Here is a 12296-nt window from a genome sequence, read left to right as displayed (position 1 = left end):
ATGACTGGTGGTCGCCGGAAGTACCGGCGTCGTTACTCCCGCTCAGGGGGCGGTGGGCAGCGCGGCGGTCAGGTCGGTGGTGAGCGTGCCGGGATGGCGCCGGGCCCAGGAGCGCATGGCCCGCTGGACCGCCTCGGGCTGCCCGTTGTAGTACTCCACGAGCCGCCGGACGGCCGCCTGCCGGTCGGCGGCGCCGGCCTGCTCGTAGTAGCCAGCCAGCGGGGCCCAGGGCGGCCGCTGGGGGATCGGCAGGGCGGCGTACTGGTGGAAGTAGCCGCGGAAGTCCTCGGTCCACTGACGCAGCTCTTGGGCGTTGGCGTCCTGCCCCGGACCGGGCTGGGTCGCCGCGACGAGGGACAGCTCGTGCTGGGCGTACTGCTGGGTGGTCAACGGGGTGTCGGGGTTGAGCGAGCTGGGCCCGATGATCGCGTACCGCCGGATGCCCGTCCGCTGGCCGCCGACCACGAAGTTGTAGCCCACGTTGTCGCCGATCGGCCGGCCCCCGCCGCTCTGGCCGAAGCGGGTCTTCAGGTTGAGCCGGGGGTCGAAGTTGAGGGTGGGCGTCTCGGCGTAGTCGTCCGGGTGGACCTGGTTCGGGTGGCCCGTGCCGGCCTGGCGCACGGTGATGCCCAGCCCGCCGAGGGCCTGCTGGGCCAGCGTGGTCATGGCCGCGCCCCGCTGGTCGGCCGGCAGGTGCGTGGCCGCGGTGACCGCCGCGCGCCATTGGTCCGGGGTGAGCTGGGCCGAGGTCTGCGGCCCGGCCGGGCGGGTCGGGGCGCCCGCGCAGCGCTGCAGCCGCAGTCCCGCCCGCAAGCGGGGCAGCAGCCCGTCACTCAGCCCTTGAGCCGATCCCGACCAGCGCGACACCACGGCCCCGACGGCGGCCCGGTCGGCGTCTTCTTCCAGCCCGTCGACGCCTTCTCCGCCGGCGCCATCCCGCTGCTGCTGGACGTGGGCCAGCTCGTGCGCGATCAGCGCGTCCCCGCCGAGGGTGCCCGGCCGGTACTCGCCCGGGGCGAACGCGATGTCCTCGCCGACCGTGAACGCCCGCGCGCCGAGCTCTTCGGCCAGCGCGCCGGCCCGGGCGTCGGTGTGCACCCGCGCCCCGCCGAAGTCCCGCCCGTAGGCGGACTCCAGGTCGCTCCGCACCCCGCCGTCGAGGGCCTGCCCGGCGCCGAGCCGGCCGCGCACGACCCGGACGTCACGGTCGCCTGCGGCGCCGTCGCGGGCCTTGAACAGGGCACTGGCGAGGCTTCCGACGGCCGACACCAGCCGGCCGATCAGCCCGCCCGGCGCCGGTGCGGGGGAGCCGCCGACCCGGTCCCGCACGGCCGCGGCCGCCGACGTCACGTAGGAGTGGGCGTCGGTGATCTGCGCCCCGGGCAGGTTCTCCCGCAGCGAGCGCTCCAGCCCGGGGCAGTCCTGGGTTTCGATGCCGCCGAAGACTTCCGCGAAGTGGGCACGCGCGTCGGCCTGGGTGACCGGATCGGCCCCGGCCAGCGCCTCCTCGGCCGCGCCGCGCAGCGCGGCCAGGAACGGCCCGCGTCGCATCTGCCCCGGCTCCAGGCCGGCCGCCGAGTCCGGCACGATCAACCCGGCCCCGGTCCCGCCCGCGTCGTCGGCCGCCCGGCTCGCCAGCAGCCGCTGGACCCGGGCGTTGCCCGCGGCCTGCTGCAGCTGCGAGACGAGGGCGGCCCGGGAACCCGCGTCGCCGTGGGTCGGCAGGGTCACGGGCAAGGAACCGCGGCGTTCCGGGGTGCGCGCGGCGGCCGTCGCGTCGCCGTCCGGCGCCGGGCGCCGCTCCCGTGCCGTCATCGGCCCGCTCCGATCGTCATGTGGTGCACGCCGCTCGCCGAGCTCAGCCACCGCGGGTGCCCGGCCGGTCCGGCCGCCGCGACGACCCGGCCGAGCGCGGCCAGGCCGGCCCGGCCCAGCGGCGCACCGCGGCGGGAGAAGGCGTAGTGGCGGTGGGACGCCGACAGCCGGACGCCCCGGTCTTCGTCGATCAGCACGGCGCCACCGGGGGCCGCGCCGGCCCGCCGGACCAGCCCGGCCAGGCGGCGCAGGTGACCGTCGTGGCACAGCCGCGTCGCTTCGGCCCGCCGGGCCGCGACGCAGACCCCGCCCAGCAGCAGCACCACGAGCACGGCGCTCACCCGGGGCGGCGGCGCGGCGGGGGTCGACACCAGCACCCCGGTCCCGGCCAGGGCCGACCACTGAGCCTCGGTCAGGCAGCCGAGCACCGGCCGGGCCTCGTCGCCGCGCAGGAACTCCAGGCCGAACCGGGCGGCCAGGTGCAGCCCGAGGTACCAGCCGAACCCCGGCCCGCCACCCGCCGTCACCAGAGCCGCGACCACCGCCGCGGCGGCCAGCGCGACCGCTTCGACCGCGGCCACCGGGACCAGCGGCACGCCGGCGTACTCGGCGGGCAGCCCGGCCGCCACGTGCCGCTCGCCGTACCGGACGCCCCACCGGGCCGGACGGCCGTGGCAGCAGCCCGCCGACAGGCAGCCGATCCGCCCGGCGGCCAGGAAGAGCCCGACGCCCGGGGCGGCCACGCCGAGCCCCGTCAGGACCGGCCGGTGCAGCAGGAGGAGCAGCCCGGCCGCGGCCGCGAACGCCGCCGCCTCGCCGTGCAGGCAGACCAGCCGCGTCCGTCCGGTGACGAGCCCGGCCCCGGCCGCGACGGCCAGGAAGGCGAGCAGCATGGCGGCGCCCAGGGCCGGCACCAGGGCGACGGGCAGGCCGGTCGCGCGGGCCAGGAGCAGGCTCGGGGGAAGGGCGAGGACCAGCCCGGCGGCGCCGGTGACCGGGAAACCGCGGCGGGCCCATCGTCCGGGTACGGTCCACGTCACGGGCACCTCCCGGGGGCACGGTCCCTCAACCGTCGGCGCCCCCGCCGGGGGCGGCCAGAGGCGGGCGCACGCCATCGGGGGCAGAATCCGCTGCCCGTGGGGGCAGGGGCTGCGTCCGGGCCGGCCTCGGTAGCGGCGGGGGACGCTCGCGCGACTGACCTGCCATGAAGAGGTGGCCGGACTCGGGCCGGCGCGACGCGATCGGCGTGCTGGTGGTCGGCGGGCTCCTGCTCCTGCTGGGGACGTCGGTGGCGTGGCAGTGGGTCGACTGGCCGGCACTGGGACGCTGGACGAGAGCACACTCGATCCCGGTGGCGTTGTTCGCCGCGGCGGGGTTGTGCCTCCTCGCCGGGGCACGGCTGACGCTCCGGGCCAAACCCCGGCCGACGACCACCCCGATGGTGAAGTGGTGGCTCATCGTCGCCGCCGCGGTGGTGGTGATCGCGGTGACGTGGGGCGCGACCAGCCTCCTGCTGACGAAGGCCGCCGCCGCCCAGGACGTCGCCGCGGCCCAGGTCGAAGCGATCAAGACCGGACTGGGGATCGGCGCGGGTGCGACCGGGATCTTCGCCGTCACCCTCGCCCTGCGCCGCCAGTGGCACACCGAGTTCGACGCGACCGAGAAGAACGTGACCGAGCTGTACACCAAAGCCGCGGACCAGCTCGGGTCGGACAAGGCCCCGGTGCGGCTGGCCGGGCTCTACGCCCTGGAACGCCTGGCGCACGGGAACGTCCGGCAGCGCCAGAGCATCGTCAACGTCCTCTGCGCGTACCTGCGCATGCCCTACGAACTCCCCACCGAGCTCGGCGACGACGCGACCGACGCGGACCGAGCCGACCGCCGGGAGCGAGCCCAGGAACGCGAAGTGCGGCTGACCGCGCAGCGCATCGTCTGCGAGCACCTGCACGAGGGGAACCGCGAAGGCTTCTGGGCCGGCCCGTTCGACCTCGACCTCACCGGCGCCACGCTGATCAACTTCACGTTCGTGCAGTGCCGTGCCCGCGCCCTCATCTGCACGCGCGCGACGTTCACCGGCACCGCGAACTTCTTCGGTGCCACCATCACCGACACCGCGTGGTTCACCGGCGCCACCTTCGCCCGGGTGATCTTCGACGGCATCACCGTGCGCCGCACCGCGCACTTCGAGGGCGCGCGGATCGACGAGGCCTCGTTCAACGTGGTTCGCTTCGGGAGCGGCACGTCCTTTCGAGGAGCAATCGTCAACGGCAGAGCGGCCGACGAGTGGCCTCCGGACAGCGTCGGGTTCCGGTCAGGACCGCCCGCCTAACGTGTCCGCCACCCAGTCGGCGACGAAGGTGCTCACGTGGGGCAGGTGGTCGAGTCCGATGTGCTCGGTCGCGCCCTCCTCCGGCGTGAACACCCGCAGTTCGCGCCGCGGTGCGTTGACGGCCTGGTCGTAGGAGCGGTGGGCGTACGCCAGCGGGATCTGCCGGTCGTTCTCGCCGTGCGCGATCAGGAACGGCACGGTGATCTTCTCGACCACGCCGTCGAGGTGCACGTCGTCGGCGAAGGCGATGAACGCGTCCAGGTCGTCGTGGCCCCACACCCACAGCACGTGCTCCCAGTAGTGCGGGACGGGCCGCTCGCCTTCGCGTTCGAGGCGGCGGCGCTGCACCGCGCCCCAGTTGTGGTTGGCGCCCCAGGCGACGCAGAGCGCGAACCGCTTCTCGAACGCCGCGGCGCGGGGTGCGTAGTAGCCGCCGAGGGACCAGCCGACGATCCCGATCCGGCCGGTGTCCACTTCGGACCGGGTTTCGAGCCAGTCCACGGCCGCGCCCGCCCAGGCTTCGGCGTCGATGCGGGCGGTGAGCCCCTGCAGGCGCAGGGCTTCGCCGGTGCCGGGCTGGTCGAGCATCAGGCACGAGATGCCCCGGTCGGCCAGCTCCCGCCAGTGCGACGAGGTGTACATGTGCTCCTTGGTCGAGTCCAGCCCGTTGACCAGGACGATCACCGGCGCCGGCCCGGTGTCGGTGGCCGGGGCGAGGGAGAGGTAGGCCGGCAGGGTCGTGCCTTCGTACGGGATCGCCACCCGGGAGATCCGGGAGTCGCGCAGGTCGAAGGACTTCCGCGCGAGCTCGAGCACCCGCCGGTAGGCCGGCAGCCGGTTCGGGTCGGAGTGGGCGAGCATGCGCTCGGCCTGGCAAAGGTAGTTCGTGGCCCGGAAGTACAGTTCGCCCGCCGTGCGGGTGTGCCCGGCCTTTTCGGCCTGCTCGGCCTGGGTGACGAGCTGGTCGGTCAACGCCGTCCAGGCGCGCAGGAAGTCCGGCGTTCCGGCGTCCGAGCTCTGGGCCGCGGCTTCGCGGATCGGCCGGCAGGCGCGGTCCACCTCGTCGATCAGGCCGCCGCTGTTGAGCGCGGCGACCACGCCGAGGTTCCACACGTAGTTGCCGGGGAAGTATTCGAACACGGGGTTCCTCTCAGGTCAGAGCGGCTTCGCTGATCGACTTGACGCCGCCGTGCGCGGTCATGCCGCCGTCGACGGGGATCTCGGCGCCGGAGACGTAGGAGGCCGCGTCGCCGATCAAGAACGCGACGAGCGCGGCGACCTCTTCGGCGGTTCCGGTGCGGCCGAGCGGGGTTTCGGCGACGTTCGCGGCCCGGAAGCCGGGCGGCGCCGAGGCGGTCATCGGGGTTTCGATGTAGCCCGGGTGCACGGCGTTGACGCGGATGCCCCGGCCGCCCAGCTCCAGGCAGGCGGCCTTGACGAAGCCGCGCAGCGCCCACTTGCTCGCGGTGTAGGCGAGCGGGTAGTGCCCGGTCAGCGCCGCGGCCGAGCCGGTCACGACGATCGACCCGCCGGAGGGCATCAGCGGCACCACCGCCCGTACGGCCCGCAGGACGCCGCCGACGTTGACCTCCTGCACGCGCGCCAGGTCGGCCGCGTCCAGGTCGCCGAGCCGCGCCCGCCAGGTGACACCAGCCGCCGCGACGAGCCCGTCGACCCGCTCGAGGCCCGCGGCGAGCCCGGCCCAGCCGGCGTCGTCGGTGACGTCGAACCGGCGGTGCTCGACGCCGGGCAGTCCGGGGTCCTCGGCGCGGTCGACCCCGATCACGCGCGCGCCTTCCTCGGCCAGCAGCCGTGCGGTCGCCGCGCCGATGCCCTGCGCCGCGCCGGTGACGACCACGACCTTGCCGGTCACCGCGACCGCCGTCGGGGCCGGGGCCGCGCCGGGCGGACCGGCGGCAGCTCGACCCCGGCGACGACGGTGTTGCGGATCGTCCCGAGGCCTTCGACCGACATCTCCACGACGTCACCGGGCCGCAGCGGCTCCTGCGTGCCGCCGCGGCCCCACAGCTCGGCCAGGCAACCGCCGTTGCCGCAGGTCCCGGACCCCAGGACGTCCCCCGCGCGCAGCCGCGTCCCCCGGCCGGCGTAGGCGGCCAGTTCCTCGAACGGCCAGCCCATGTTGGACAGCAGGTCCTGCCCCACTCCGACGTCGTTGACCGCGACTCGCATGTCGAGGGCCAGGAAGCCGTCCGCGTCGCGGTACGGCTCGAGTTCGTCGGCCGTGACGAGCCAGGGCCCGAGCGTCGTGGCGGAGTCCTTGCCCTTGGCAGGCCCGAGGTTCACCTTCATCTCGCGGCGCTGCAGGTCGCGAGCGGACCAGTCGTTGAGGATCGTGTAGCCGAAGATCCCGTCGGGGCCCGTAACGGCGGCGACCTCGAGCTCGAAGTCGAACAGCCGCGAACCCGGCGGGATCGGCACGTCGTCGTGCGCGCCGACCAGCGCGCAGGGATTGGTGAAGTAGAACGTCGGCGCCTCGTACCACTCCGGCGGTACGGACCCCGGGGCGACCATGCCTTCGACGTGTTCCTCGAACGCCACGAAGTCCCGGACGCTCGGCGGATCGAGCGGCGGCAGCAGCCGCACCTCGGCCAGCGGGACCGAGGGTCCGCCGGGGACGGCGGGTGCGCCGCGGACCACGTCCAGCACGGTCACCCCGGCCGGGAACGCGCGGACGCCGTCGCCGGTGACGACGCCCGCGTGCACGGTTCCGCCGTGCTCGTAGGTGGCGAAGCGCATCAGACCGGCGGGGCCACGAACAGGCCCTTGTCGGGGTCGTTGAAGGACTTCCGCGCGACGAACTCGTTCATTGCGTTCGCCGTGCCCCACTGGTCGGACACTTCGGGGTCGCTGAAGTCGTAGAGGTGCGGATGCCAGGTGTCCTCGTCGACCAGCTCCAGCTCGGTGGTGTACTCCACCGTGTTGCCGTGCGGGTCGAGGAAGTAGCTGAAGGTGTTGTTGCCCGCCAGGTGCCGTCCGGGGCCCCAGATCTTCTCGACGCCCGCGCGCAGGAGCCGTCCGGTGCCGCGCATGTACTCGTCCAGCCCGCGCATCTCGAACGACACGTGGTGCAGCGACGGGTGCGGGCAGCGGGCGATGGCCATGCTGTGGTGCCAGGAGTTCACGCGCAGGAACCACATCATCTCCCCCATCCGGGGGTGCATCAGGATGTCCGACAGCCGGAACCCGAGGTGCTTCTCGTAGAACGCCCGGGTCGCCTCCGGGTTCGCCGAGTTGATCACCACGTGCGACAGGCGGACCGGGACCGCCTCGCCGGCCTCGATCCGGCGGTGGTTCCGGACGGTGACGTCGGCGCTGATCTCGATGGTGCGGCCCTCGTTGTCGAAGAACCGGAACCCGTAGCCGCCGCCCGGGGTGTGCAGGGCCCGCGGCTCGTGGACGAGGGTGACGCCCGCGGTGGCCAGGCGGGCGGCCAGTGTGTCCACATCGGACGGTGTGGCGACGCCGAAGGCGATCAGGTCGATCCGCTTGTCGTCGGCCTGGCGCAGCCGCACCACGTACTGCTCGGGCGAGCCCTCCGCGGCGAGGAACGCGACACCGGTGTCGGTGTGCTCGGTCTTGAGGCCCCAGGCGCCGGTGTAGAAGTCCCGCTGGCGGGCCAGGTCCGGCACGGCGAGGTCGACGTGCCGCAGGTGGGTGATCATCTCGTTCTCCTCGTGGGGGTTCAGGCGGGCTCGGCGACGAGGGCGGCGATCCGGCCGATCAGCCCGGGCACGTCGCCCTGCTCCCGGTCCAAAAGCCACTGTCCGAGCTGGACGGACGCCTCGACCACCGTCGCCGCTCGCGCGCAGCGGCGGCCGGCGAACTCGGCCCAGAGGCGGTCGTTGAGGGTTTCCGACGCCAGCAGCAATCCGGTCAGCACGCCGGCGTCTTCGAGGGCCTGGGCGCCACCCTGGGCCAGGGTGGGCGGGCAGGAGTGGGCGGCGTCGCCGATCAGCACCACGCGCCCGCGGTGCCACGGCGCCGGCAGGACGTGGGTCTCGAACAAGGTGTAGTTGACCCGGGACGCATCCGTGAGCGTGGCCCGGACGTCGTCCCAGGGGCCGTGGTAGGCCGAAGCGAGCTCGCGCATGGTCGCGAGCCGTTCGGCGGGGGACAGGCCGCTGCGGTCCTGCGCGGCCTCGACGACGTAGGCGTAGAGCGTGTCCTGGCTGGTCGGGCAGTAGCCGGCGATGTAGGACGGCCCGCCGTAGAACAGGTCGGTCCGGGTCACCGACGCCGGCCGCGGGCCGAACGCGCGCCAGATGCCCATGCCCGTGGCGCGGATCCCCGGCTCGATGCCGAGCAGGCGGCGGACCGCCGAGCGGATCCCGTCGGCGCCGACGACGAGGTCGTAGCGGCCGGTCGTGCCGTCGGAGAAGGTGACGTCGACGCCGCTCGCGTCCTGGGCCAGCGCGGCCACGGTGCGCCCGAAACGGACCTTGACCCCGGCCGAACCGGCGCGCTCGTGCAGGAGCCGCGCCAGGTCCGGCCGGGGCATCCCCAGCGTGGCCGGCAGGTCGGGGCCACCGGTCCGGACGTCGGGGAACTCGGCGAGCAGCGTCCCGGCGGGGTCGGGAGCACGCAGGCCGAGGCTGTCGAAGCTGTACCCCCGCGCCTGCACGGCCTCCCAGAGACCGAGCTTGCGCAGCTCGCGCAAGGCGTTGCCCTGCAGGGTGATCCCGGAACCGACGGCGGCGATGTCCGGCTTGAGCTCGATCAGGTCGACGGCGACGCCGTGGTCGGCGAGGTGGATCGCGGCGGCGGTGCCGGCGAGACCGCTGCCGACCACGAGGACGGTGTGCACGGCGGGCATGGGGACTCCTTCGTCCGGTCCGGGAGCTACTTGACGGCGATGGGCGCGACCGGCGCACCGACCGCGCCGGTCACCGGCAGCGGGTCGGCGGTCAGCCAGAACTCGTACCGCCCGTCGGCGGCGCAGTCCGCGGCCAGTGCGTCGAGGTCCCACATCTCGCCGAGGTACAGCCCGATGTGCGGGATGGCGACCTGGTGCAGCGGCTGGAACGCTTCGTCGAACTCGTTGGGCCGGACCTCGAAGCCCCAGGTGTCGGTGGCGATGGCGGCGATTTCGGTGTCGTGCAGCCACTCCGCGGTGGTGAACGACAGCCCGGGGGCGGGCCCGCCCGCGTAGTCGCCCCACCCCTCGCGCCGGGCGCGGGAGAGCCGCCCGGTCCGCACCAGGAGCACGTCGCCGCGGCCGACGCGGGCGGTTTCCCCTTGCGCGGCCATCGTTTCCTCGAGGTGCGCCACGGTGATGGCGAACCCGTCCGGCAGTTCGCCGTCCGTGCCGAGCGCGCGGCCGGCGTCGAGCAGGACCCCGCGCCCGGCGATCCGGCCCGACGCGGTCTCGATGCCGGTGACGCGGTCGCCTTCGCTGGTCACGACGTCGCCGGCCCGGCGGCCGTTCCACGCCACGCCGTGGTCGAAGATGTGCCCGAGCCCGTCCCACTGCGTCGACGCCTGCAGCGGCATGAACACGACGTCGTCGGCGCCGCCGATGCCGTGCGGGAAGCCCTGGGTGCCGCGCTCGGCGTCCAGACCGGTGTCCAGCATGGTGTGCACCGGGTTCGTGCGGCGGCGCCAGCCTTTCTGCGGGCCGTCGGCGTCGAAGCGCTGCGCCAGCGAGAAGCTCACCCCGCGGCGGACCAGGGCCGCGCCTTCGGAGCGCTTGGCGTCGTCGAGGAAGTTCAGGGTGCCGAGGACGTCGTCGGCACCCCAGCGGCCCCAGTTGGAACAGCGCTTGGCGGCGGCGGCGATCGCGGCTTCGGGATCGGTGCGGTCCATGCCGCTCACGGTGCGCCAGTCCGGGCGAATCAGGGAAGACGAAATAGTTGATGCGCGCTATCCAGCCGGTGGATAACCTGAGGTGGTGAACCTGGCGAGCCTGGACCTGAACCTGCTCGTGACGCTCGACGCGCTGCTCGAACACCGCAGCGTGAGCCGCGCGGCCGAGCAGGTCGGCCTCAGCCAGCCCGCGGTGTCGGCCCAGCTGGCCAGGCTGCGAAGGCACTTCGGTGACGAACTGCTGGCCCGCTTCGGCAACCAGTACCGCCTCACGCCGCTGGCCGTCCAGCTGCGCGGCCGGGTGCGCACCGCGGTGAACGGCGTCGAGCGCGTGTTCGCCGCCGAGCCGGACTTCGACCCGGCGACCACCGTCCGGGAGTTCTCCCTCGCCATGAGCGACTACGGCGTCGCGGTCCTCGGCGCCCCGCTCGCCGCCGCCCTCGACCTCGAGGCACCCGGCGCCCGCGTGCGGTTCATCGCCAACACCCCGGCGATCGTCGACAACGCCCGCCAGTCCCTCACCGGCATCGACCTGCTGGTGCTGCCGCACGGTTTCCTCCACGGCCTGCCGCACCGGGACCTCCACCGCGACGACTGGGTCTGCCTGGTCGACGCCGGTCACCCGGCGGTGGAAACCGGCCTGACGGTCGAGCAGCTGCAGACCATGCCGTGGGTGGTCTCCTACCACGGGCCCACCGCGTCGACCCCGGCCGCGCTGCAGATGCGGATCCTCGGCATCGAACCGCGCGTCCAGGTCGTCACGGAGAACTTCCTGACCGTGCCGGGCCTGGTGGCCGGCACCGGCCGGGTGGCGTTGCTGCAGCGGCGGCTCGCCGAGCGCATCCCGGCCGACACGAACGTGCGCGCGCTGCCCTGCCCGTTCGAAGCCGGGCCGCTGGTCGAGGCGGTCTGGTGGCACCCGATGTACGAACACGATCCGGAACACCAGTACCTCCGCGACCTGCTGGCGCGGATCGCGGCCGGCGTCGCCGAGCATCCATCGCGCTGATACCGCGGTTCACCAGAAGTGATTTCCGCTGCGCCCACCGCGGAACTCACACTTTCGGCACCTTCCCTGACCCAACGACGGAACTCAGGTGCCGAAATGCCCGAAAGCCCGGCCGTGAACCGGTCACCAGCCATCTCGTCCGCCGGCCAAGGGGCGACCGCCGGACCGGTCCAGCTTTCCCTGCTGCTCGCGGGAAGCTGCCTGTCGGTGCTCGGCGCCGTGCTCATTGCCCCCGTGCTGCCGCAGCTTTCCCAGGCGTTCGCGGACACGCCCGGCGCCGGCGTCCTCGTCCCGATCGTGCTGACCGCGCCGGCGCTGCTGATCGGGCTGACCGCGCCGTTCGCCGGCGTCGTCGCCGACCGGATCGACCGGAAACGGTTGCTGCTGCTGGCCATGCTGGCCTACGCCGTGTTCGGGACGGCTCCGCTCTATTTGGACTCGCTCGGCACGATCCTCGCCAGCCGCGTGCTCGTCGGGCTGTGCGAGGGCGCGATCATGACCTGCTGCACCACCCTCATCGGTGACTACTGGTCCGGCGCGCGCCGGGCGCGCTACCTCGGCCTGCAGACCCTGGTGGCCACCCTGTCGGCCACCGCCTTCCTCGCGCTCGGCGGCCTTCTCGGCGCGTCGGGCTGGCGCACGCCGTTCTGGCTGTACGCCGTCGCCGCCCCGCTGGCGATCCCCATGGCGCGGAAACTCTGGCAGCCGCAAGGCCGTTCCGCCACGCGCCCGGCGAAGGTGCCCTGGCGCCGGCTGGTCGCGCCCTGCCTGGTCAGCCTGTTCGGCGGTATCGTCTTCTACGCCCTGATCGTCGAACTGTCCTTTGTGCTCACCGGCGTCGGCGTGACGGCCACCGGGACCATCGGCGCGATCTCCGCGATCATGTCCCTCGCGACGGCCGCGGGCGCGATCGCGTTCAGCCGCCTGTCCGGCAGGACGCCGCGCGTGCTGCTGCCGGTCGAGTTCGGGCTCGCCGCCGTGGGCCTCCTCCTGGTGTTCGCCACGGCCTCACCGGTCGTCATCACCGCCGGCGCGGTCTTCACCGGCTTCGGCACCGGCATGCTGCTGCCGACCCTGCTGGCGTGGGCGGTCAACCGGCTCACCTTCGACCAGCGAGGCCGCGGCACCGGCCTGTGGACCGGCTCGCTGTTCCTCGGCGAGTTCGTGTGCCCGCTCGCCCTCGCCGCCATCGGCACCGGCACCGGCGGGCTCCGAGGCGCGCTCGCCGTCCTCGGCATCGCGTCCGCCGTCGCCGGCGTCCTGACCGGGTTGCTGCTGCGGCGGAACAACCAGCGGCTCGACGTCACCGAAGGCTGAGGC

At 73.9% G+C, this 12296-nt stretch carries 11 protein-coding genes; 3 read left to right on the top strand and 8 right to left on the bottom strand.

The window, feature by feature from the left end:
- Nucleotides 1-42: 42 nt before the first annotated feature.
- Nucleotides 43-1815 (bottom strand): eCIS core domain-containing protein, encoded by a 1773-nt coding sequence (locus ACWEGE_RS13950; RefSeq protein WP_449660809.1) that lies wholly within the window; start codon nt 1813-1815, stop codon nt 43-45.
- Entirely contained in the window at nt 1812-2855 is a 1044-nt protein-coding gene (locus ACWEGE_RS13945) for a prolipoprotein diacylglyceryl transferase family protein (RefSeq protein ID WP_449660808.1), read from the bottom strand. The genes ACWEGE_RS13950 and ACWEGE_RS13945 overlap by 4 nt, the downstream gene beginning before the upstream one ends.
- A gap of 164 nt (nt 2856-3019) precedes the next feature.
- Here ACWEGE_RS13945 and ACWEGE_RS13940 point away from each other — a divergent pair, with 164 nt between their 5' ends.
- The gene (locus tag ACWEGE_RS13940) at nt 3020-4144 is read left to right on the top strand and encodes a pentapeptide repeat-containing protein (protein ID WP_449660807.1); all 1125 of its coding nucleotides are present in this window, start codon (nt 3020-3022) and stop codon (nt 4142-4144) included.
- Here the strand turns inward: ACWEGE_RS13940 and ACWEGE_RS13935 are convergent.
- The 6 genes from ACWEGE_RS13935 to ACWEGE_RS13910 are packed head-to-tail and all read right to left on the bottom strand — an operon-like array spanning nt 4127 to nt 9967.
- Complete coding sequence (locus tag ACWEGE_RS13935) at nt 4127-5284, bottom strand: alpha/beta hydrolase family protein (protein ID WP_449660806.1); 1158 nt, start codon at nt 5282-5284, stop codon at nt 4127-4129. The two genes, ACWEGE_RS13940 and ACWEGE_RS13935, sit on opposite strands and share 18 nt — an antisense overlap.
- Before the next feature lie 10 nt (nt 5285-5294).
- Nucleotides 5295-6017, bottom strand: coding sequence for an SDR family NAD(P)-dependent oxidoreductase (locus ACWEGE_RS13930; RefSeq protein ID WP_449660805.1), 723 nt, complete (start codon nt 6015-6017; stop codon nt 5295-5297).
- Nucleotides 6014-6901: a fumarylacetoacetate hydrolase family protein gene (locus ACWEGE_RS13925; protein ID WP_449660804.1), complete on the bottom strand. Its 888-nt coding sequence runs from the start codon at nt 6899-6901 to the stop codon at nt 6014-6016. The genes ACWEGE_RS13930 and ACWEGE_RS13925 overlap by 4 nt, the downstream gene beginning before the upstream one ends.
- Nucleotides 6901-7827 carry a VOC family protein gene (locus ACWEGE_RS13920; protein WP_449660803.1) on the bottom strand — a complete coding sequence of 309 codons (927 nt, stop codon included), beginning with the start codon at nt 7825-7827 and terminating at the stop codon, nt 6901-6903. The genes ACWEGE_RS13925 and ACWEGE_RS13920 overlap by 1 nt, the downstream gene beginning before the upstream one ends.
- A 20-nt stretch (nt 7828-7847) precedes the next feature.
- Entirely contained in the window at nt 7848-8978 is a 1131-nt protein-coding gene (locus tag ACWEGE_RS13915; protein WP_449660802.1) for an FAD-dependent oxidoreductase, read from the bottom strand.
- Between the two features lie 26 nt (nt 8979-9004).
- A complete protein-coding gene (locus tag ACWEGE_RS13910; protein ID WP_449660801.1) occupies nt 9005-9967 on the bottom strand; it encodes a cyclase family protein in 963 nt (320 codons plus the stop codon).
- Nucleotides 9968-10052: 85 nt separating this feature from the next.
- Here ACWEGE_RS13910 and ACWEGE_RS13905 point away from each other — a divergent pair, with 85 nt between their 5' ends.
- Together ACWEGE_RS13905 and ACWEGE_RS13900 are read left to right on the top strand one after the other, a co-directional pair.
- Nucleotides 10053-10976 (top strand): LysR family transcriptional regulator, encoded by a 924-nt coding sequence (locus tag ACWEGE_RS13905; RefSeq protein WP_449660800.1) that lies wholly within the window; start codon nt 10053-10055, stop codon nt 10974-10976.
- Nucleotides 10977-11072: 96 nt separating this feature from the next.
- Nucleotides 11073-12293: an MFS transporter gene (locus ACWEGE_RS13900; RefSeq protein ID WP_449660799.1), complete on the top strand. Its 1221-nt coding sequence runs from the start codon at nt 11073-11075 to the stop codon at nt 12291-12293.
- The last annotated feature ends 3 nt before the right edge of the window (nt 12294-12296 follow it).

The sequence above is a fragment of the Amycolatopsis sp. NPDC004747 genome, assembly GCF_053601335.1.
This window is presented reverse-complemented; position numbering and strand designations above follow the sequence as displayed.

Bases quoted from the DNA above. Each gene is read 5' to 3' on its own strand.
- ACWEGE_RS13910 (WP_449660801.1), bottom strand. From the start codon at position 9,967: ATGGACCGCACCGATCCCGAAGCCGCGATCGCCGCCGCCGCCAAGCGC.
- ACWEGE_RS13920 (WP_449660803.1), bottom strand. From the start codon at position 7,827: ATGATCACCCACCTGCGGCACGTCGACCTCGCCGTGCCGGACCTGGCC.
- ACWEGE_RS13940 (WP_449660807.1), top strand. From the start codon at position 3,020: ATGAAGAGGTGGCCGGACTCGGGCCGGCGCGACGCGATCGGCGTGCTG.
- ACWEGE_RS13915 (WP_449660802.1), bottom strand. From the start codon at position 8,978: ATGCCCGCCGTGCACACCGTCCTCGTGGTCGGCAGCGGTCTCGCCGGC.
- ACWEGE_RS13950 (WP_449660809.1), bottom strand. From the start codon at position 1,815: ATGACGGCACGGGAGCGGCGCCCGGCGCCGGACGGCGACGCGACGGCC.
- ACWEGE_RS13925 (WP_449660804.1), bottom strand. From the start codon at position 6,901: ATGCGCTTCGCCACCTACGAGCACGGCGGAACCGTGCACGCGGGCGTC.
- ACWEGE_RS13900 (WP_449660799.1), top strand. From the start codon at position 11,073: ATGCCCGAAAGCCCGGCCGTGAACCGGTCACCAGCCATCTCGTCCGCC.